This is a genomic window from Kineothrix alysoides, from assembly GCF_000732725.1.
Taxonomy (GTDB): Bacteria; Bacillota; Clostridia; order Lachnospirales; family Lachnospiraceae; genus Kineothrix; species Kineothrix alysoides.
The window spans coordinates 1867259-1890419 of record NZ_JPNB01000002.1 but is presented as its reverse complement, the minus strand read 5'-3'; the positions used below and the strand labels follow the sequence as shown (position 1 = coordinate 1890419).

The 23161-nt window shown below is 43.0% G+C and carries 14 protein-coding genes and 1 tRNA gene; 5 read left to right on the top strand and 10 right to left on the bottom strand.

Annotated features, from left to right (window positions below; genetic code table 11):
* Positions 1 to 23: 23 nt before the first annotated feature.
* Positions 24 to 1475: an MBOAT family O-acyltransferase gene (locus CC90_RS0119625; RefSeq protein WP_031392412.1), complete on the top strand. Its 1452-nt coding sequence runs from the start codon at positions 24 to 26 to the stop codon at positions 1473 to 1475.
* 8 nt (positions 1476 to 1483) lie between these two features.
* Positions 1484 to 2527, top strand: coding sequence for a D-alanyl-lipoteichoic acid biosynthesis protein DltD (locus tag CC90_RS0119620; protein ID WP_157837570.1), 1044 nt, complete (start codon positions 1484 to 1486; stop codon positions 2525 to 2527).
* Here the strand turns inward: CC90_RS0119620 and CC90_RS0119615 are convergent.
* Genes CC90_RS0119615 through CC90_RS0119595 form a run of 5 tightly spaced genes read right to left on the bottom strand, consistent with a single transcriptional unit; the run spans position 2524 to position 8493 of the window.
* Entirely contained in the window at positions 2524 to 3621 is a 1098-nt protein-coding gene (locus tag CC90_RS0119615) for a DegT/DnrJ/EryC1/StrS family aminotransferase (protein ID WP_031392410.1), read from the bottom strand. The genes CC90_RS0119620 and CC90_RS0119615 overlap by 4 nt on opposite strands.
* Positions 3605 to 4345: a glycosyltransferase gene (locus CC90_RS0119610; RefSeq protein WP_035315861.1), complete on the bottom strand. Its 741-nt coding sequence runs from the start codon at positions 4343 to 4345 to the stop codon at positions 3605 to 3607. Before CC90_RS0119610 ends, CC90_RS0119615 begins: the two co-directional genes overlap by 17 nt.
* Before the next feature lie 20 nt (positions 4346 to 4365).
* A complete protein-coding gene (locus CC90_RS0119605) occupies positions 4366 to 5313 on the bottom strand; it encodes a glycosyltransferase (RefSeq protein WP_031392408.1) in 948 nt (315 codons plus the stop codon).
* A complete protein-coding gene (locus tag CC90_RS0119600; protein ID WP_031392407.1) occupies positions 5313 to 6443 on the bottom strand; it encodes an FAD-dependent oxidoreductase in 1131 nt (376 codons plus the stop codon). Before CC90_RS0119600 ends, CC90_RS0119605 begins: the two co-directional genes overlap by 1 nt.
* 22 nt (positions 6444 to 6465) lie before the next feature.
* Complete coding sequence (locus CC90_RS0119595; protein ID WP_031392406.1) at positions 6466 to 8493, bottom strand: DUF6311 domain-containing protein; 2028 nt, start codon at positions 8491 to 8493, stop codon at positions 6466 to 6468.
* 158 nt (positions 8494 to 8651) lie between these two features.
* Between CC90_RS0119595 and CC90_RS0119590 the strand changes: the two genes are divergently transcribed.
* Positions 8652 to 9914 carry a hypothetical protein gene (locus CC90_RS0119590; RefSeq protein WP_031392405.1) on the top strand — a complete coding sequence of 421 codons (1263 nt, stop codon included), beginning with the start codon at positions 8652 to 8654 and terminating at the stop codon, positions 9912 to 9914.
* Here CC90_RS0119590 and CC90_RS0119585 read toward each other — a convergent pair.
* The 4 genes from CC90_RS0119585 to CC90_RS25035 all read right to left on the bottom strand — a co-directional run bounded on the left by CC90_RS0119585 (position 9906) and on the right by CC90_RS25035 (position 14799).
* Complete coding sequence (locus CC90_RS0119585) at positions 9906 to 11285, bottom strand: DUF3329 domain-containing protein (RefSeq protein ID WP_132038504.1); 1380 nt, start codon at positions 11283 to 11285, stop codon at positions 9906 to 9908. The two genes, CC90_RS0119590 and CC90_RS0119585, sit on opposite strands and share 9 nt — an antisense overlap.
* On the bottom strand, positions 11263 to 12498 hold the full coding sequence (locus CC90_RS0119580; protein ID WP_031392403.1) for a protoporphyrinogen/coproporphyrinogen oxidase: 1236 nt from the start codon (positions 12496 to 12498) through the stop codon (positions 11263 to 11265). Before CC90_RS0119580 ends, CC90_RS0119585 begins: the two co-directional genes overlap by 23 nt.
* On the bottom strand, positions 12495 to 13076 hold the full coding sequence (locus tag CC90_RS0119575) for a GtrA family protein (RefSeq protein ID WP_051869808.1): 582 nt from the start codon (positions 13074 to 13076) through the stop codon (positions 12495 to 12497). Before CC90_RS0119575 ends, CC90_RS0119580 begins: the two co-directional genes overlap by 4 nt.
* Before the next feature lie 214 nt (positions 13077 to 13290).
* Complete coding sequence (locus CC90_RS25035) at positions 13291 to 14799, bottom strand: WecB/TagA/CpsF family glycosyltransferase (RefSeq protein ID WP_330373255.1); 1509 nt, start codon at positions 14797 to 14799, stop codon at positions 13291 to 13293.
* A gap of 329 nt (positions 14800 to 15128) precedes the next feature.
* On the opposite strand from CC90_RS25035, the gene CC90_RS23410 reads away from it, so the two are divergent.
* Positions 15129 to 19292: an Ig-like domain-containing protein gene (locus tag CC90_RS23410; protein WP_051869806.1), complete on the top strand. Its 4164-nt coding sequence runs from the start codon at positions 15129 to 15131 to the stop codon at positions 19290 to 19292.
* Positions 19293 to 20259: 967 nt separating this feature from the next.
* Positions 20260 to 20332: transfer RNA gene (locus CC90_RS0119550), tRNA-Ala, on the top strand.
* A gap of 101 nt (positions 20333 to 20433) precedes the next feature.
* On the opposite strand, the gene CC90_RS23405 is transcribed toward CC90_RS0119550, so the two are convergent.
* On the bottom strand, positions 20434 to 22782 hold the full coding sequence (locus CC90_RS23405) for a type I phosphomannose isomerase catalytic subunit (RefSeq protein WP_051869804.1): 2349 nt from the start codon (positions 22780 to 22782) through the stop codon (positions 20434 to 20436).
* Positions 22783 to 23161 lie beyond the last annotated feature (379 nt).

The window sequence follows — 23161 nt, the reverse complement described above, 5'->3', positions numbered from 1 at the left end:
TTCGGAAAGCACTGAGGTAACTTATGCTATTTAATTCTATGGCCTTTGCCATATTTTTACCTGTAGTTTTTTTATTATACTGGATATGTCCTTCTAAATACCGATATGTTTTTTTATTAGCGGTCAGCTATTACTTCTATATGAGCCTCGACGTAAGGTATGTATTCCTTCTGCTGTTTACTACCGTGATTTCTTATTTGTTAGCCAGAAGCTTCAACATATCAAAAAGTCTGCGTACCAAGAGGATTGGGCTTGCTTCGGGAATTCTTTCTTTAACGGGTGTTCTCTTATTATATAAGTATTTAGACTTTTTCTTCGAAATTATAAATACCGCTGCGCAGTCGTTTTCAATTCCCATACAAACCCCTACCCTAAAGCTTATGCTGCCCGTAGGTATTTCATTCTATACTTTCCAGACTCTCGGATATCTGATTGATGTATATAAGGGCAAGTATCCTGCCGAAAAGCATTTCGGTTATTACAGCTTATTTGTGTCCTTTTTCCCACAGCTCCTGTCCGGTCCTATCGGGCGGGGAGACAAGCTGCTTCCTCAATTTAAAAAAATACGTCTCTTCGACTCTTCCAAGGCCGCCTATGGCTTAAAGCTCATGGCCGTCGGCTATTTTAAGAAGCTGGTTGTGGCAAATCTGCTCGTATCCAGCGTGGATTCTGTATTCGACAATGTAAACAGTTATATCGGGCTTGTTTATATCATTGTTACGATCATGTTTGCCATTCAGATTTATTGTGATTTTTCCGGCTATACGGATATCGCGGTAGGCACTGCTATGCTGTTTGGCATCGAATTGACCCAGAACTTCAAAAGTCCTTATTTTTCTCACAGCATAAAAGAATTCTGGAGCCGCTGGCACATATCCCTTTCCACATGGTTTCGGGATTATCTATACATTCCTATGGGCGGCAATCGGGTCGGCCGGTTCCGGCACGCTTTGAATTTGATGGTCACGTTTTTGGTAAGCGGTCTTTGGCACGGCGCGGGACTGAACTTCCTCGTATGGGGAGGCTTGCACGGTCTCTACCAGATTATACAAGATCTTTTATTTCCTGGTAAAAAAAGGGGACATACTGCTTCCCGCAAAGGCTTCTTTAGTTTTCTCTCTCTCGCCTTGACCTTTTTTCTCGTCTGCTTTGCATGGGTTTTCTTCCGTGCGGGCAACCTTGCAGATGCATGGCGAATGATCAGCTTAAGTTTATTCCAGATCAACGATTTGAACGAATATTTGAAAACAGCGGTAATTTGTCTGGATATGACTTACACTCATATGGTATATATCTCCATTCCCGTTATTTTACTCGGGATTTATGATTATGCCTCCTTGAAAACGGATGTTATTTCCTATATTTCCTCGAAGAAAATATGGGTGCGCTACCCCATTTATATCCTGTTTTTACTTGTCATTCTTTTATTTTCGGAGAAAGGAGTATCGACTGAATTCTATTATTTTCAGTTTTGATGGAGCTTATGAAAAAATCTTATATCAATTTTCTCATGAAATGTATCACAGTAAGCGGTATCGCCTTTTTGCTTTTGCTTTTGTTAAATTACCGTTATAAGCAAGTAATGGAAGACCCTTATGCAGACGCACATAAATTCGACTTTATGGATTCCACTTTTAACAATATCCAGATTGCTAATATCGGCAGTTCTCATGGGGAATATGCTTTTTATTATGAGGAGCTGACAAAACAGAGTGGCTACGAGTGCTTCAACTTCGCCATGGCGAGTCAGACCTATAACTATGACCTCGCGATACTCTCCATGTATCGGAATCATTTCGCCAAGGACAGCATCCTGTTTATTCCGGTTTCTTACTTTTCCTTTAACAACGAGGTTGTTAACGAAACGGAGATGCAATCCTTGAACGCCAAATATTATACCTTCCTTTCCCCACGGTATATCCCCGGCTACAGCCCTTATATCGATTTGGTAACACATAGGATGCCCATTCTGTCCGCCGGAGAAGATATTGTAAAGCTTTTCCCCCCGAGTATTTTATACTCGTTCATGCCCCTAAAAGCCTTTGCCGCAGAAAGCAGCGTTCTTACTCCCGAGGAAAAAGCAGAGGCGGAGGCTAAGTTTTACGAAAAGGCACTGAATAGGTATCAAAGGCATATGGAAAATAAAGAGGAGTATTTCATGCAGGAGCGTATAGACAATCTGTATGATATAATAAATCTTTGCATGGAAAACAGCATTACTCCTGTACTCGTTACTACACCTTACACCTCTTATTACACCGATATGGTTTCCGCCGAATTCAAAACAGAGTTTTATGATACGATTCATACCGTAACGGGCTCCACCGGTGTTCCTTATTATGATTATTCGCAGGACGAGCGCTTTACCAGCCACCTGGAATACTTTGCAGATGCGGACCACTTGAATACAGAGGGTTCCATCGTTTTTATGAATACAATAAAAGAAGAAATTCCCGAATATCGGGAATTCCTTCAAAATAACGATCCTATTCATAACGGAGATCCTAACTGGCAGCCCCCTTTTTAATTGTTATATTCATTACAAGCATCTATGACAAGGTTAATTTCATCCTCTGTCATTTCCGGGAACATAGGAAGAGTAATGCAGTGCTCTGCCAAATATTCTGCATTTGGACAATCTCCTTTTCGATAGTTCAAGTGCGCATATGCCTGCTGTAAATGACAGGGCACCGGGTAATGCCTATTGCATTCAATTTCCCGCTCATCCATAAAACGAAGAAAGTCTTCTGCATCCGGTACGGTAATGACAAATAGATGAAACACTGATTCGGTATTGCCAGGGTGTTCCTGCCTTCTGATCATCGGGTTAACTATCCCTCTCAGATAACGATACCCAATATCTTGCCTTCTGCGTGTCCATTCATCCAAATACTTCAGACTAACGCTGAGAACAGCTCCCTGAATTCCTTCCATGCGCATGTTATATCCCACTACATCGTGGTAATATCTCACCTTGCATCCCTGGTTCTTTAATATGTCGATGTAGTCTATATATTTCTTATTATTCGATGTCACGCTGCCCGCTTCTCCAAAAGCATAAAGGTTCTTTCCGGGATAAAAGCTAAAGCATCCGATATCACCAAGGCCTCCCACCATTCTTCCTTCATATCTGGCATTATGGGCTTGCGCACAATCCTCCACCACATACAAACCATGCCTGTCCGCGATTTCCTTTACCTCCCCAAATTCGAAGGGCTGTCCATAAAGGTGTACGCCGATAATCGCTTTCGTTTTTTCCGTAATCCTTTTTTCAATGGCTGCAGGATCAATTTCCCATGTATCCTCAGTACAATCTACAAAAACCGGAATCGCTCCGGTATAGGTAACTCCCCATGCGGTAGCGATATAAGTATTTGCAGGAACAATGACCTCATCTCCGGGACCGATACCAAGTGCCAGCATCGCAAGCTGAATGGCGGATGTTCCGTTATCCACTCCCGTTGCCGCTCTGACCCCAATATATTCTGCAAATTCCTGATCGAACTTATCTGCGAACTTTCCTCCTGAAAAAGCCGTTTCTTCGCAGACTTCCTCTATCGCCTTCATATACTCGTCCTTATGATTTCTATAATTTCTCCCTAAATCAACTCTTTTTAGCATTTGCTTTGTCCTCTTTCTTAAATTCCCTGTAGAGCCTTTTTATTTGCATTAGATAATTTCTTATCGTTTTCCATAACTTTACCGTAGTATTATAATCCTCCTGCCATTCCACCGGCATATCCATGATACGTATGCCTCCCCTCTCTGCGCGGAGCAGCATTTCAACCGTATAGAACCACCCGTTCTCATTCCCCGATACTTCGATTAATTCGTCTGCTACTCTTTTACGCATGAAAGTAAAACCACAGACTGCGTCAGTGGATTTCATTTTTAAAATACTTTTTAAAAGTATCAGAAGGCCTTTTGATGTGATTTTCCGATACCATTTCCTTCCTTGTGTATCCGACTGTCTGCTGAATCTTGTGCCATTAATGTATTCTACATCCTCTCTGTTCTCAAAAATGCGGATGGCCTCTCCCAGATGTTTAATATTCGTGGATAAGTCGATATCCATATACCCCACAATATCACTGGTGTTTCTCTTTATACCTTCTCTGAAAGCCACTCCAACCCCGCGTTCTTCCACCCTCACATATGTTACTTCTTCATACATTTTACAAAGTTCCTCTGCAATTTCAGGTGTTTCATCTGTCGATCCGTTATCTAAAATCATAAGCTTGCACGGCACATTGCAATTTTCTCGCAAATACTCAACTGTCGTAACAATACCGTTTTTAAGTCTGCGTTTCTCATTCAATACCGGAAATAAAATAGTAATATCCATTTTCAGCTCCTTCACTGCCTTTACCTTTTTGAGATCTTTTCCACATACTCCACTAAATACCTCTGATGTTTAAATATGAGATTCAATAGTACCGATAGGTACTTCAAAATAATCGCGAGTAAAATAAATACGCCAAAAAAACCGAATGCAAGAAATCCCATAGTGGATATCCAACCTTCCACCGGCTTATACGAACTAAAAATGGAACTGATAATGTAAATCAGAACACCAAAAGAAAAAATTAAAAACGCTCCGCTGATCAGTAATGCCGCTTTCTCCAGTACATTAGTAAAATAAATAAAAGAGTCCATTGCAAGACTTGTGCGCTCATTTCGATTTGTCTTATTCCGCGCTCTTCCGCTCTTTCGGATATCCTCATAATATATCGTATCCGTTTTTAAACCGCAATTCATATATACCGCCTTCCTATAAGGAATATAGGTACCGAGCGTATTCACTCTGTTAATTGCCCTTCTGGATAGAATTCGAAATGTTTCCGGACCGATTTTATTCTTTGACCAACTGGTCAGGTTATAAAAAAAGTAAAACAACTTCGAGGTCAGCTTAATTCGACTTTTACAACTGGTAGAGACGATATCATACCCATCCAGCAGCCTTTTATATACCTTCACGATAAGCTCAGGAGCATAATCGCAGTTCATATCGTCAAATTCGTATACAAAGTCACCGATTGCCAGATCCCTTCCTGCATTCATTGACGCTTCCAATCCTTGAAAATGACTCATATGCACGATATTTATTATATTATTCTCTTCACAGTGTGAAAAATATTCTTTTAATATCTCTATACCATCATCTACCGATGAATCATTCACACAAATAACTTCATATTTCTCAAAGGTATTCATAAATACCCGCAATGTCTGCTCAAAAAAACGAACTATATTCGAGCTGTCGTTATGTACGTACACAACAATAGATATAAACTTGCTTTCTTTTTTTTCCATTATAAAAGCTCCTCCAAATCATACACCGTATTGATTTTTCCCGATAATACGCTAACAAAGTATGGTTTTTCCGAATCTATCCGGATTTTTGTCGGCCGCGAATCATCCACCTCAGAAGATTTCAAAATCGGTTTCATAGAAAACAAAGAATCTACATATTCGTATTGATATTCATCCTTTAAATATTTTCTTGCTAAATGATCCATATATTGCCATGCAGTGGGCGGTTTATTCTCACATTCGTTACAATTTATCAACTGATTTTCGCTGCATTCCAATTCCTTCTGACAGGAAAAAACAGGTAATCTGTCATAACTGGTTACATGGGGGGTGAACGTTACCGACGTCAAAGAATGATACCCCGTCTTCCCAAAAGGCATAATGGAAAAAAAAGGGCCATCCATTACCGTAATTCCAACATCCTTCAACTTATCTCCCGGCTTACAAAGAATAATTTCACATAATTCATATTTAATGTCAAAAAGCTCTTTGCTTTCACTTTCCGGCTGAAGCAATCGCAATATCTGATTGGCCGAAGCATAAGTAGCATTTAATACAAATTCGGTTTCAAAGCATCCTCTGTTCTTTACGCTTACTTCAAACTTGTCTCCACTTTTTCTTATGCTTTCTATCTTCGCACCGTATATTTCTTCGACTTTGCTTTGTCCGGCCAGCTCTTTCACATAAAAATCTCTTAAGAGCATCGCATCATAAGTGTATTCCTCCGTCAGAAATGCTCCGTCGCACTGACCTTCCCTGAAATATCTCGACACCGGCATTTCCTCACAGCGAATGCATGCCGCTTCACAAAATGCGGTAAACTGCTTCGCATCAGTCCATGAATACTGTGCCGAAGTAGCATAAATCTGCTGAAATGACGAGTAAATACAAAAATCGAATTCTTCCGCAAACCGTCTGAAATACCCGGCCGATTTTACTGCTGTTGAAATACTTCTCGGATAATGATACCCCATGTGAACTCTTGCCTGGTTAATATACGTAGCTCTTTTAAACGGAGCATCCTCACATTCAAGGATTAAAATCTGCTCGCCCTTTTTGGCGCAGTATAACGCTGCATACATTCCATACAATCCTGCCCCTATAATAACCTTATCATATACCTTCCTCATACTAATCTTCTACCCTTTATTTTTATTCCTTTTCAATGATGATATCGGAAACGATCATATCCGCACCGCCTATATTCCACAAGGCGAATTCCAAATCCTCTGCGTGCTCTAAAAGTTCCACCTCATAGGTTATCTGCGTATCCCCTAGAATTACATTCTGCGGTTCGAGATTCTTATCTCCGCCGCTATAATAGCATTTTATATCTGTAGATACAAGATTACCTCCCATTACCGTAACCTTATATTTTCCCGCCTCAGCATTCAGATACGGTCCATAAGTATTTCCATAGGAATGTATGTTCCATGTGCCGTCCACGACCTCTCCGTTATTCATGAACTGGCCACTTTCAAGCTCATAACGGTATGTGGTCAGGTCTTTCTCTGTAATGGTCTGCATATCCCCGAGGGGAACACTGCATCCGACGATCAATCCATCTATCTCATAATAGTTTATCCCGTAATTCAGACATTTCTGCGCTTCATTTTTGAAAAAGATAAAAACGGTATCTGCAGGAAGCTCCTGAAGGGCCTCATCCCTAGCTATCCGCTCCTTATCCCCAATAGAACGGGCAAAATAAAAATTGCTTAGGGTCAGCCCGTAATTCGACCCATAATCGCCGAAAGAAAATAGCAGCTTCCTGTTATTTGCCACATCCGATACGAAGCATATATGCTCTGCATCCGTCTCCTCGGCCAGCATTCTCCAAGCCTCCGAGGGCAATAAAGTCTGATAGCTATTTACTTTATTGTATACCTCATTCTTCTGTGCCAGCATTCCCTTGATATCCGCAATCTGTAAAAGCAGGCAGAATGTCAGCAAAAGCCCTTTCGTCCGCTTGCCTATCGTCTTTATATCCATGCATACTGCACCGAGCACAAGGAGATATACTGCCGGCCATATTAGACGCCCTGTAGCCCGGAAAACGCTCCACATTTTATAAATAAAGCCGGAAACGGGCAGCTCGTATAATACCTTGTCGTTGTACATTACGATATTGGAAGCCGATACAATGAGTGTGACCATGATGATAAGTGCAAAGGAAAGTCCCTGAACATGCTCCTTCATCCATATGGATATCCGCACCTTCTTTATCGCTATACTTCCCAGCCATAAAACAAAAGAGAGGAAAAGCAACACCAAAATTCCAAGTCCCAAGTATGCGAAGCCCTCGTACTGGCTGTCCGTATAAGGCATGTCCTTCCAATAACCTGACCATCCCTGGGGATTAAAGAATCCATTCAAATTAAAACTGTAGTACCCTACTCCGTCGTTCCCGGCCTGCATTCCTGAGCCGAAGCCTCCTAAGAGGAAAACCACAGCCGATGCTGATCCTATGTAGGACAAAAGCGGCAGCAGCACTTTCCACTTCTTCCTTCCTCTTACGAAGTCGATCAGCGTAAATCCGAGAAGGATAATTCCGCACATGGGCAGAAAATATATGTGAATACTTGCGCACAACGCTCCTAACATTGCCCAGGCAATCATCGCATTCCTCGTCTTGCCGAATACTTCGTCATAATATACGATAAACGTAAGCGCCATGAGACACAAAAAATGAGCGGAAAGAGACGTCATCCAGTACATTCTGTCAATAAATACGGGACTCAGTATAAATAGCATCCCACCAAGCACTACCAAAAAATCATTTTTCAAATATTTCTTCACGAGAACCGCGCCGATCCCCCCCTGAAGCATGAAGCATAAGAGACCGAACCATCCGAAATACTGGAATTGTGCCGGCAGCATAAATCGAATCGCTTTAAAAAACACTGCGAAAAGCGGGATAGAATCGGTAAAGATAACCGAGGTCATATTGGGATATGCTATCGTATCGATGAGTCCAAAAGGAAATTTCCAGCCCGCATGCCGAAAGAACTTCCAGCCGAGATAATGTTGAGTCAAATCTCCGTCTTCGCTGGTCATAAGCCAGTCCGTATAACAGGGATTCAAAATATGTACGCCGTAAATCAATACAAATACTACCGCTCCCAGCAGCGCGCAAATCCATACCGGCTTATTGTCAACAAGCTTCTTTTTTATCTTTATCATCGTACCCCTTGTACTCCTTCAAAATTCTTTCAATCTTCCTACACAATATTAATACATGCTACGTCTAATGTCAAAAACTTCCAACTTCATACAAACCGAATTGTCAAACGAAATGAGGTGTGTTACAGTTAATTTTATAAAATACCGGAGGTATACACATGATAAGCACCACAAAAAGTAAAGTATTTATTCATAAAATTTTATCTAAATGTTACTCTTTCCGGAGAGAAGGCTGCATTTTTCTCTTCCTTCTTCTCTCCTTTCTTAGTTCGGCGCCGTCCGCGCTTCACGATTGGAACAGCGGCTGGTATGTCATGGACTATTCCCTTGGCTTCGATTCCAGGCTTCTTATCGGGTCACTGCTTCGTTTATTTTATCCCGACTATCTGCCTGCGGAAAGCGCATATACCTTTGTATTTTGCTCCATTATCGTATTCCTGATGCTGCTTTCCTACGTTCTCGGCTCCGCGTTAAGAAGGACAGACAAACTGCCTGCAAATACGGCCTTACTCCTTCTCATCGCACTTTATTTGCTGGGCCCCGGCTCTCCTGCCTACTTGTGGACCAGCGAGAATATGGGGCGGTTTGACCTATATCTCATTATACTGACCGTTTTTGCAGCCATTCTTTACATAAAAATATCTTCTGTGACAATGCGGCTGATTTCCTTTACAGTTATCGGCCTTATAGCTCTGTGCGTTCACCAAGTATTTATGTTTATTTTCCTGCCTCTTTTATTTACTATGTTTGTGGATACTGTCTCGGAAAAGTGCAGAAAATCCGATTTTGTTCTGGGAATCCAAGGCCTTTTTCTTTTGTGTGTAGCTTTTGTTTATCTGCAGGTTTTCTCTCATCTTAACACCGGCACATTAGGTGATCTTACCGCACTTTTGTCCTCCAGAACGGACTTGAATGTAAATGAAACAGCGCTCCGTTATGAATATTTTTGCACCATCGACACTGCCTTTTACGAGCTTATGCTAAACCAGCTCCCGGAACGTATTCGCTACGGCGCAGTGACCATCTTTCTTCTGTCCCCCTTAGCTCTTATCTACGGTTACCTTTGGAATCGCATCTTAAAAGCGGCCGGTGCTGAGAAATTAAAATATTCACTGTTTTTACTAAGCCAGTTGTGCTTCGTCCCGGCGTTCCTGCTTGCCATAGACTGGGGACGGTGGTTTGGCGCTTTTCTTACGGTTCAGGCATTGCAAATCGTCCTTCTGGCTGCAAAAAAGGATGCTGTGGTTTTAGCAGGACTTACCGAGCTTCGAACCTGCTTTCACAAACATCCTTATATGTTTATCGCTGCAGGGTTCTGGATGGCTTCCTTAAGCAAGTTCCAGACTACACTTATGCCGGATGCACCCGTATTCTTCGCCTCTGTGTACAAGCTCCTGCGCACGATATTATTTTTACTTTAATTGTTCCCAATTCTCCCTTGGCACCGCCGAGACACTATTCACCTCATAATAAGTAGCATATGCGACGTTTACCCAGTAACCGCTATCCTCACAGAGCTCGGAATTGTAAGCGTCGCTGTACTTCGTCTCAAAGGCCGGGCGAAGCAGAGGTACGGTGATGTCCATATTGCCTGATGCCTTCTGCTCTTCGATATAGGCAAATCGCTCCTCACTCTCTCTATAAATTCTTACCAGATTCGCCCCGCTGTCCATATACGTAAAGAGGAACGAAAGGGTAAAGATCGCCGTTATTCCAATTTTCAGCGCCTTCAAATACAAGTCCTTGTCCGACACATCGACAATCCCCTGAATACAACTAATCATGAGAAAAATGCCGGCTCCAAAATAAGCTCTTGCGACCGGTTCAGGAGTCAGTACCAATGCATAGCAGGTGGCTATAAAAACAAGGAAAAAGATAAGCATGTTCTTGCTGCGCTTCCACTGGGTCTGCTGCAGTCTGACGAGAACAAACACTGCAATGCAGATTGCCAGAAGGATAAAGAAGTGATTTCGAATCGCCAGATTGCATTTCAGCCATCTGGAAGCGATAGCAAGAAGTCCCGTATGCTCCTCTTCCATATACTGCTGCCTGTTAGCATTTCCCGGCGCCAGTATCATAAAGAGGAAGCCAATTATATTTCCCGTCACCCCGCTCATCATCCAGAGACGCACCTTTTTCTTCTCCCAGAAATAAAAGCCGATCCATATAAGTGTCAACAAAATGCAGCCGCCGGAGGTATTCTCATTGCACCAGCCCGCCGCGATTCCCACCAGGAATAAGCCGATTGCCGGCGCTGTCTGCTGTGAATCTCTGTAATTCTTTTTCAGGCAATAGCGAAATGCTGAAACATAACCGAGGATGATCGTGCTCCCCCACAAATAATTGCAGGCTCCCGTTTCCCACAGAACCGTCTGGGCAAAGGACACCGAAAACGTCCAGAGAAAAAGGTTGATAAGAAGATATACGAAAACGTCGTATTTTTTCTTAAACTCAATGTTGTAATACATAAAAAGCGTAAGCGCCACGAACGCCATACTGTTGAAGATATTAAAAATCCATTTATCTCCCGTTAAGAAGGTTCGGAGTATCATATGGTTGACGCTTCTTCCCGTCCACGTTGCATACTGTTGCATCTCCTGCCTGATCAAGTCGAGGAAGGAACTGGCACCCGCAACGATTTTCCCATAGGATAAATCATCGGTCATCGCCGGAGTAAACATATTATAAATAAAAATCATCAAAAAGGAAGATACGATTAAGAAATAAAAAATAATTCTCCTAAAATTTTCGTTCTTTATATCAAAAGCATCACGGTTCATACGAATTGCCATCCCTTTCTAAAAGCTCTTCAGCCAGCTTCATGGAAAGCTCCACAACAGCGTCAGAATTGTAATGCTCATGCTCTCCCCATCTGCCGAGGCCGTAAACCCTCTCCTTTTTCGCATAAGCTAACAACTGCTCCATAATCCTTGGCTTATCCACTGTATTTAACGGATAGGCATATTCATTCATGTACCGGAACCTTCCGTTCGCAGGCAGGATTCTCTCCTTGTTTGTCTCTGTCCAATAGCCCTTTGAGTCCGGACAGAAATTATGCCGCACCAATATTCTATGATAGGAAATCTCCCTCTGGGGGTAATAAATCCAATGTGTCTGAGTATCCAGCCGTTCGGGGTTGTATTCAGTCTGTATAGAGCTATATTTCAGCCTTCCGATATCCGCTTTCATTTCCTCAGACATTCCTTCGATCCGTGAAAATTCCATCCACGGTATGGTGGTTATGATATTTTCTCCGGCATAGCTGTTTCCATCTGTGCAAGATACTGTTTTATCCGTTAAGCTAAGTCCGTTTACAGCCACACCAAGCATAAGCTTATCCTTAATCGTCTCCTGCATTCTGAGCCAAAGCTCTCCGTAGCCGTACTTTTTCGGATAATAGAACTGTGCATGTCCAGGTTGTTTGCCATAAGCCCTTTTTTCTTCACAGCTGCGCTTTGTCTCCTCGTAGGAAACGTTAGGCAGTTTCTCCAACCAATAGGTTCCCAAGGCGTTTAAGTTGTCGCCGAACATTTTCTCATTATATGGAAGCATGTAATCTTCCGCGATCTTCTGCCCCAGCTTCCAATAAATCCAATCCACAAACTCCCCCGGCATCGCCGCGCCCCTATTGCAGCCTGCATCCGCGATGGAGTCCAAATATTCCTTCTGCTTCTCCGGCTTCATCTCCCATATATTAGCTTCGAAGGGATGATGAATGAAGCTCCCGTCAAAGGATATCCTTGAATCACGTTCGTACGCATCCCACTCCTCCTTTGGCATAAAACCGAATAAGAAGTCCACCACCTCAGGCCTTCTCACGTCGAGAAAATGTCCGCCGCCGATGTCCAGCGGAGAACCGTCCACCTGGGAGCTGCGGCATAAGCCGCCGGCCTCTTCTTCTTTTTCCAAGACGAGAAAGGATTCCTCGCCCATTTGCTTTAACCGATTTGCAAATGCCAGTCCCGCCGGGCCTGCTCCCAGTATCAAATACTTTACTTTTTTCATTTGCTTTCCATTCCATTCTGTGAGCTAACGATATTTTTATCTTTACCTTTAAATACAAAAAACTTTTGTCCTATAAAATTTAAAACAATAAAAATTCCCGTTCCCATTACTATTGCCACATTTTCTATAATTGTCTGCGAATATTCACTCAGTACACTTCTTACTAACGGTCTGGCTACGCCATAAGCAAGAAGGTAACATATCGCAATATTGAGTGCAAATTTAATCACATATTCTCTGCTGTTCTCCTGAACCTTAAAGGTAAGCTTCTTATTGGCAAAATAGGAAAAAACACTTCCAATCACATAAGAGGTCGCGCTGGCCACCCAATAATTCAGATGCAAAACGTTATAAAAAACCATGATAAGGAAAAACCCCAGTAAAGTGTTAATAACCCCTATTATGCCAAAGTGCAAAACTTCTTCAAATAGCTTCTTAATATCCATAATACTCCTTAAACCAATCCGTAAATTTTTTAATCCATCTTCCATAACCGTATCCGGTCGCTCTTTTTCAAACGAAGAGAGCAGTTCTTCCTTATCCGCTAAATCACGCTTACAAATATATATGATGCTCATATTTTTCTAAAATAGCAAGATGCACTTTCTTCAGCAAAACCTCGTAATAATCGTCCATTTTTTTGAGGCTGATGACCCGTTATCCCCTTTTTAAGCAGACTTTTTGACAAATGAAAACCGATGAAGCTTTAGCCACCGGTAATCAAATAAACCTTATTTTCATCCAATCGCTTCATAGATGCTCTCCCGTATTTGTTTTTGCCTGCCTAATGGGTCATCGTCCCGTAAGTATCAGCCATATAAACTGTATGTTGGAGCGCACATATCTCTTCAATAAGCGCTTCGGATCCTGAATCAGGCGGTACAGCCATTCCAAATAGAATTCCTGAATCCATTTCGGTGCACGTTTCGCCGTTCCTGCATGGAAATCGAAAGCCGCACCTACGCCCAGCATAACTGCATCGACCTTTCCTTTGTGTTCATACATCCAGCGCTCCTGCTTGGGCGCTCCCAATCCTACCCAAAGGAAATCGGGCTTTGTCAGACTTATTTTCTCCATGATTTCAGCATCCTCTTCCGGTGTCAACTTTCGAAAAGGAGGTGAATAAATTCCTACAATATTTAATCTTGGATAACGCTCCCTGAGATTAGCCTCCAGGGAATTCAACGTCTCCTCCGTACTTCCATAAAAATAATGCCGATATCCCTTTTCCTCCGACAGCTTCAATATCTCGGGCATTAAATCAGGGCCTGCCACGCGCTGGGCATCCTTATATCCCCGCAGCCTGCACATGAGAGACAATGGCTTTCCATCAGGAATTGCTAAAGCCGCCTCGTTCTGTATCCGGCAATACGCTTCGTCGTTATATGCCATTACAGTAGTATGCACGTTGGATACGCACACATATTCACCTCGCAGCCGCTCCAGATTCTTGGTCAAATAACCGATTACGGACCGCATATTCGTTACCGCAATGTCCACGCCCAATATGCTGCAGGTCTCCGGCTGGATTGCACTTACCTTACTTCCGCTTCCATATTTTCTATATTTCAGGAAAATGGGGAATATCTCCACGTCCTCTAATAGATAGCGCTTATATAATCTCCTCGGCTCCTTTACTAGTCTGTAGAACCATTCCAGTCCTACATAGCTGATCCACTTAGGAGCTCGTTTTACCACCCCGGCCTCAAAGTCGATAGTGGCTCCTATATGCAATGTAAGCGGCACTTTCAGCTGCTCCTTGTAGCGATGATAGAATTTCTCCTGCTTGGGTGTTCCCAAGCCGATACAGAGAATATCCGGCTTCGCCGCGTTGATTTTCTTTATAATATAAGAAATCTCCTCCACGTCGTTCTCAAACGCGTAGCTCGGAGAATATACTCCGGCAATCTTAAGATTTTTATACTTTTTCATGAGATTAATGGCCGCTTTCTTGGCAACTCCTTCGGCGGCTCCTAACAGGAACACCGAAAAACCTTCCTGCGCGGCCATCCTGCATACCTCCGGAAAGTAATCGGAACCGGAAATCTTCTCCTTAATCGGCGTCCCCATCCATCTGGACATCCAAATAAGAGGCTTTCCGTCCGTCAGAACCAAATCAGCCTTTTCATATATGTCACGGAACAGCCCGTCATGTTCTATTTTTACAATATGATCCACATTCGGCGTGACAACATAACTGTTCTTACCTTTCAGAATAAGCCTTTTGGCTTCTCTTACCGCTTCTTCCATCGTTAAATTGTCAACATGTGTATTCAGAAACTTCATTCGCTTCTCACTCATAAAAAAGAAACCTCTTTAAAAGTCATAATATAATACTTTACCATTATTATATCTTTTTTTCAAATATTATTGAAAATATTAATTTGTTACTGTTCATTCCGTTCTCAGTAACGCATGATTTCTGCAATACAAAATCTTTGCATGTAAATTTACTCCCTCGAAAACGTTACTCTGCATTTGATTTATGTTACTCTCTTTTTCTTTCTTTTTTGCGTAAATTCGTGGATTTTCGTCCCGTTATGGTTGACATAATGATTTTGGTATAATATAGTATATTTATCATAATAGGCTAATTATACAAAATTACCAAAGTAGCAGGGAGAAATAAAATGAAATTCAAACGAAAAAAACTTCAGCATTCCGTTCTTATTATGACATTGATTGCCCTATTGGGAAATTCATTGCCCGTTTACGCAACTGAAGCTGCCACTGCCGGAGCGCTGCCCCTTATCACTTCTTTTAAGGAGCTTTCTTCCGATATTTCCGGCTTAAGCTTCAACGACAGACCTGAGCTGTCTGCCATAACCGCTATGCTGCCTCAAAGTTTATCCGTCTATCTGGATTCCACTGAGACTCCTATTGACATTCCCATTATGTGGACATGCGGCTCGGATTATGATAATACCGACTACGAAACCTATGACTTCATCCCGTCCTGGGATCAAGCCTTATATTCTTTATCCCCTGCGCTGGACCCTGCGAAGGATGTTCCTCATATCAGCGTCAGTGTGAATGCAGCGAAGGCCACCGTCTATCTGTCGGATGCTGAGAATGCAAAGGCGGAGTTGACTACGCTGGCTCAGGGCAAGGAGATTCTCGCCCTCGTCTACCTTAGCGATTCCTACGATATTAAACAAAGCCCCTACAGCCGATCCTCTACAGCAGTTACCGTTTACAGCGGACAGTCCGTATCGATTACCGGAGTGGGTGAAGACAGTCAAAAGAATATATGGTATCAGGTATCTCTTACCTACGGAGGTACCTCATATAATGGGTATGTTGAACGGAAGAATCTCGCTTATTCCGATGAGGATTTGCTTTCCTGGGAATCAAAATATGTGACTACCCGAGTCTCAAAATTAAGGTCCTTCAGCATACAGAACGCTTCTGCAACTATGGTCTCTGCCGACATCAGCGCATTTCCCGCACATTATCAGGAAGCACTTACCGCACTGAAAACGGAACATCCGAACTGGACCTTTGTAGCGATGAATACAGGACTTGATTGGAGCAGTGTGATTGCCTCTGAAAATACGAAAGACAAAAGTTTGATTTCCTCTACTGCAAATATTGCATGGAAAAATGGAAGCTACGATAGCAGCTGGTCTTATCCTACCGACGGAATCCTCGCTTATTATATGGATCCGCGAAACTTTCTGAACAGCGATTACATATTCCAGTTCGAATTATTGACCTATAATGCGACTTATCATACCGAAGCTGCTGTACAGAGCATGCTTAACAGCTCCTTTATGTCGGGTGCTCTTTCAGCGTCCGAGCAATCGTCTTACTCTCAGGTCTTTACCTCCATTGGGCAAAAGCTGAAAGTGAGTCCTTTCCACCTCGCCTCCAGAGTGCTGCAGGAGCAGGGGACAGCAGGTAAATCCAGTTTAATATCCGGTAACTATCCCGGCTACGAAGGACTTTACAATTATTTCAATATTGGTGCCACCGGCAAAGGCGCCACCGCAGTCATCACGAACGGATTGACAAAAGCGAGATCCTATGGCTGGACAAGCCGTTCTCTTTCTCTGGAGGGAGGCGCTTCTATCGTATCCAATCACTACATACTAAAAGGCCAAGATACTTTATACCTGCAAAAGTTTAATGTGACCACTAACAACAGATACAACAATCAATATATGCAGAATATAGCGGCTCCTTCTTCCGAGGCTTTAAATTTAAAAAAGGCTTATACTAATGCGGGTTCTGCAAATAATGCATTTACATTCCGAATACCAGTATACAACGATATGCCTGGCAGCGCCTGTATAAAGCCGAGTGAATTAAAGACCGTAACTTTGTATGATACTGCTCTCACTTTGGCAGCCGACACGACTTCTTCCTTGAATGTCTTTGTAGATAATACTAAAGTCGCGGCATCCACCGTTACCTTTGTCAGCACGAATCCATCCATCGCTTCTGTGGATGTGAACGGCACTGTGACAGCACTGTATCCCGGAACGACAACAATTACCGCTACTGTACCTGGCGGCTCTACAGCCTCCTGCACGGTAACCGTACAGAAGGTCGATCCTGCCTATACCGTACCGTCCTTAGGCAGCGTAACCTACAGTCCAACTCTGACTTTAGGCAATATCGTACTTCCTGACCGCTGGACCTGGGATGCTCCGGCTACGGTTCCTGCGGTTACGAACTCCGGTTATCCGGCTACATTCACGCCTTCCGACACCGGAAAGTATAATACGATAAACAAGATCCTTACCCTAACCGTTGCGAAGGGTACTCCTACCTATATCATTCCTGCCGGTCTTCAGACTGTAGCTGGCAATACACTTGCTTCTGTTACACTGCCTGCGGGCTTTGCATGGGATACGCCCACTACCGTCCTTAAGGAAGGAACTGTTTCCTACAAGGCCTCCTATAATCCAGATGCCACTAACTATAATACGGTAACGGGCATTGACATTCCGATTATCGTAAACGCCGTTCCTATTACCAAATGCACCACTCACACCTTCGGTGAATGGGAACATATAACAACTGCTGCCTGTACAACATCAGGCACAGATTCCCGTTCCTGCCATGTATGCGGCTATAAGGAAACGAGGACAGTTCCTGCAACAGGACACCTTTATACATCTTCCGTAACGAAACAGCCTACGGAGACAGAGACCGGCATCCGCACTTATACGTGCAGCGTATGCGGTGATACCTACACGGAAGTCATCGACAAACTGCCTTCCACCCACAAGCACAATTATTCGGCTACGATAACAAAGGAAGCTACTTGTACAGTAAAAGGTGTAAAAACCTATCTTTGCTCCTGTGGCGATACTTACACGGAGGATATTCCCGCCCTGGGCCATAGTTACACCTCTACGGTAACCAAGGAGGCTACTGCCGCTGAAACAGGCATCCGTACCTATACGTGTATCCGGTGCGGTGACAGTTATACGGAAATCATTGCTAAACTGCCGGCCAGCCATACTCACAGCTATACGTCATCGGTGACGAAAGCTGCTACTTGTACGGAAAACGGGACCAAAACCTACACCTGTTCCTGCGGCAGTACTTATACCGAGGACATTCCTGCTCTCGGCCATAACATGGTGAACGGAACCTGCACTCGCTGCGGCTATACCGAGGTACAGAACAATTCGTCAGGTTCCTCCCCTTCCGGTACTGCTGCGGCACCAACGACTACGGCTGCACAGACTACAACGACTACTGAAACCTCCAATACAGGCAGTACGGGAACCAGTTCCGAAAGCACTACTGTTACTTCACCTGCAGACAGCAGTTCGTCAGGGGGCACTTCCTCCTCACAAGGCTCATCGACTACCGGCTCTTCCGGCCAAACGACGACCTCCAAAGGAAACAGTTCCTCCTCAAAAGCGGATGAGACAAGCGGACGTGCAACTATCGATATGAAAAATAATACCGTTTTGTACGAGGAATCCATTTCCTCCATTCGCGGACAAGATGTGGATGTAGTACTTAACATGGGCAACAGCATAAGTTGGACTATTAACGGCAGCAATATCGTAGCTGATGAAGCTACCGGTATCGATATGGGCGTAACGGTAGGCGCAGGAAACATCCCTTCCGGACTCTTAGATGCTGCGAAGGGGAACGATGAAAACAATACGATCATCGAGCTGTCCCTGTCTCATGACGGCACCTTTGACTTCACACCGATACTTACTATTAACACAGCAAAGGACAACGCCGGACGGATGGCGAACTTATTCTATTATAATCCGGAGGCCGGCAAGCTGGAGTTCATGGATGCGGTAGAGGTCACTGAAACAGGAGATATCTCCTTTACCTTCCATCATGCTTCCGACTATGTTGTTATTATCAGTGACACCTCTATGGCTGAGCTGGTATCTGTCGATGATGCGTCCATAGGCGAAGGCAACGCCGCAGATACTGAGGCGGCTGACACAGATGCGCAAAACGTTCCGGAGGCGGCAGGCGGCAATATAAGCCCAAGAACGGTTGCTGTTATTGTCGTAATCATTCTGGTGTGCGCTGCTGTTGGAGTTACTGCATTCTTCTTTTTCAGAAAGAGGGAGGAGGATTATGAGGACGATTCCCCCATTGATTCCGAAAGCGAAGATGATTCAAAAAATGAAGTGTATGATGAAGACGGAGAAGACGATTTCATCGACGATTATCACGAACCGGAGGTTAATGCTAAAAAGACCGGTAAGATTATTTCAATGAAGAAGCTGAAAGAGCAGGATGAGAAAGGGGACACGAAGCAGAAGGCCTTTGATAACGATGAGTTTGACGGGTTTGAATGATGAATAAATGATAAGATAGAGAAATGTCACAAAAGTTCCCTTGGCAGATTGATATGTTACCCCTATATAGGATATTGAAATATAACAATTCTTATATGGGGGTATTTCTATATATAGAAGAGGAAAGTGGAACCAAAAACAAAATTAGACATCCGATTCCAAGCACAGATTCATGCAAAATTATGCGATGGATTACACTTTACCAAAAAGGTTATGTCGTTTTATAATATCTCTTGTAAAAGGGGGAAAAATAGAGAAAAACTTTATATTTTCTGCTCGAGATAATTGGTAAATTTTCTTTACTTTAACCCATAATAATTTCTAATTTCTTCAAGAACTTCTTGATATGTAACTCCTTGTATTCCCAATTTTTTCACATCAATCAATTCTTTTTCTATCTGCGACAAGAAACTTGTAACATCTGCTTCTATTCGTTCCAATATCCTACTTACAGTTTCTTTCTCAATATTAACCGCAAGGCGAAACACATCATTTTTATGTTTCTTGATATTTATTATCTATGTTTTCCCCTTTTGTTTTATATGCATTGCCATAGCGGGCACGTACATTTGCCGGTCGCCAGATACCACCTCGCTTCAAGCCCAGATTCATGCAGCTTTGCGCGATGGATTACACTTTACAATAAAGTCTCTGTCGTTTTATAATAAATTTTGTAAAGGGGGAAAGAAATAGTGACTTGGGGCTTTGGCTTCAGTCACTATTTCTTTCCTATTTGGGAAAATGACGGGCAGCTGTTACTGTTCACTCCGTTCACAGTAACGCATGATTTCTGCATGCAGATTCGCTACGCGAAGCAGGAATCATCTCTTGAATCATATTCTTACGTAGCTTAACCGCAAGTGTTAAGCTACTGTGTGAACAGTAACCTGGCAACTTCCTGCCATAAGACTTCACGCAACAAATAGTTGCATTTACGTTCAAAAGTGCTATAATTATCCTTGTGTATGGGGATATAGCTCAGTTGGGAGAGCGATACGTTCGCAACGTATAGGTCACGAGTTCGAGTCTCGCTATCTCCATTCTCATTTATTTATTCCTGTTATCTTAGATTAATGACAAATAGTATCGCACTTGCCGTTTCGCAAGTGCGATTTTTATATAAAGGTCTTCGGTAAGACCTCTATACTCTTGTAATCAGAATTTCGCAAACGCCCTCTATCCTGCAAATCTTATCCGACTTAGGAAGAAAGATGCTTTCTCCTCCGTAAAAGCTCATGGGCGGATAGTCTAATTCATTTATTTCAACGCTTCCGCTTCCGTTTATGCAAATTAAAGAGAGAAAGGAGTCTTCTATCAGCGGAATTTCCATACTGCCTTCTATCGTGTATTTAACGCATTCGAAGTATTTACAGCTGCACAGTAAACGGGATTCATAAGTTTCCCACCTTTCTGTCCCTGCTTCAAATTTCTGCGGCATATATTGCTTGTAATCTATTACATCCAGTGCTTTCTCAATATGAAGCTCACGATAATTTCCAAAACGGTCTTTGCGATTATAGTCATATAGACGGTATGTGCAGGAGGAGCTTTGCTGAACCTCGCAGACCAGCAAGCCGCCGCCAATCGCGTGCACGGTTCCGGCAGGAATGAAGTATACTTCTCCTTTTTTTACCGAAATCTTGTTCAGTATCTCCGTTATGGTATTGTCCTCTATTCGTGCAGCTGCCTCTTCTCTTGTCACTTCTTTTACAAAGCCGCAGTAGATGTACGCCTCTTTTTCAGCATCTACGATATACCACATTTCATTCTTTCCATATTCATCCTCCACTTCCAGCGCATACTCATCGTCAGGATGCACTTGGACGGAAAGAGATGCACTTGCATCTATAAACTTAATCAGTATAGGAAAACGAGGCAGGGACTGGCATTTCCAGCCAAGACTCTCCCTTCCTACCTTTTCCAGATACTCGGCAAAAAGCATACCCTTATGACGGCCACTCATGACCGTGCTCTGACCATCTGTATGCGCAGACAGCTCCCAGCTCTCTGCAATGATATCGTAATCACAATTTTTGCTGTAAATCTCCTTGAGCTTTGTTCCTCCCCATAGGTAGTCCTTATAGGATGGCTGGAGCTTAACGTAGGGCTCCAGCTGATAACCCAAATCAGTCTCCGTAAGGTCTTTGCTGTCGATGGAAACCATATCCTCCTCCGATACGTTTTCTCCCACAGACACTTCTATAATGATGAGTGGAACGATTCCTATATTCGATACCTGATGCACCATGTTCCGGCCCACATCGATGACATCGTTCATGCCGAAGCTGCCGCACGTTCCATCCAGTTCAATCTTAGCCGTTCCTGATACCACGGACCAATGCTCACTGCGATATTTATGACTGTGCGCATAAATGGTTTTTCCCGGATAAATAATAATCTTCTTAACACGGTAAGTCGCTTCGTCTACCACAAGCTCGTAACTTCCCCATGCCCGGTACATGATTCTGCCATTCTTTACAAATTCTTCAATCTGAGGAGATTCCTTAATAATGCTCTTAAGCTCGTCCGACTTCCCCTTTTTACCGATATAAACAGCATCCGGCGTATTTACCACCAGTATGTCCTTCAATTCGTTAGCCACTACCGTGCTTCTGCTGCATTGATTTATAATCTCAGTATTCTCACAGTGATAAGCTACCTGCTTGCTTACTTCTGCAGTCTCCAGCTCCGTCGCCTTTAAGTCCTCCAGACTGCCGATATCCTTCCAACGGAAATTGCAATGTACCACCTTGGCGCGCTTCGTATGCTCAAATACCGACTTCTCTATAGCTGCTGCCGGTATTGTTCTTAGTATGCCTTCTGTGTATAGCACATGGCTCTTTATATGCTTTCTCGCCTTATAAGCGCTCCTGCATGCTTTCTCCAGCTCAGGTGAATACTTTTTAAGTTCCTGAAGCATATTACCTACATTGAACATAAAGGTGCCGCTATTTACCAGATATTCTCCGCTCTTCTGATATTCCAGCGCCTCGGCTCTGTCCGGCTTTTCCGTAAACTGAAGTACATCCTCTTCGCAAAAACGAATGTAGCCAAATCGCTCCTCCGGCTCCTCAATTTTCATCCCAAAAGTCACAAGATACCCGTCTTTGCTAAGCTCCTTCGCCCGAAGCACCGCTTCCTTGTACTCTTCCCCTTCGATCAACTGGTCTGTGGGCACTACAAGGACCGTTTCAGACATAGGAAACTGGAGACACGCAAGGATGATTGCCGCCGTTGTCTTACGGCCCAGTTCCTCAAAAATGCAACTTTCCGTTAAGCCTTGAAAGACACTGAGCTGATTTTCTATGATAAATTCATACTCTTTATTCGTAACCACTACAAATTCATCACAAAAAGGTAAATTTCTCGCTATAGTCTCTTGAAACATAGAGTGAGTTTTCTGCAACTTAATAAACTGCTTTGGATAATTTTTTCTCGATAATGGCCAAAGACGATCCCCACGACCGCCTGCAAGTACAATACATTTCACAATAAAATTTCCTCTCGTAATAAAAAGTTTATTTTTTTGTTATAAATTCTTAATTTTTTTCTTGCTTTTTTTGTAACTATGTGCTATATTTTAGTAGAAGCAGGTTATATCATCCATACGATGATGTCTCCCAAACCATTGGGTAGCGCGCCTTGTGGTTTATATATGCCTTGTCGAAAGACAAGGCATATATTTTTTGTCTGAATACATGAACATCTCACAAAATATGTTGCCTATTGTTCCTACATGCTTTCTATAAATCAAAGTATACTACATTTTATTAGAAATGGCATCAAGGAATTTCCCAGTTGATTTGTGTTATAATCGCTCCCATTTTTCCCACTTTCCAACGTATACAAAAGTCTCTCTGAATTATCAT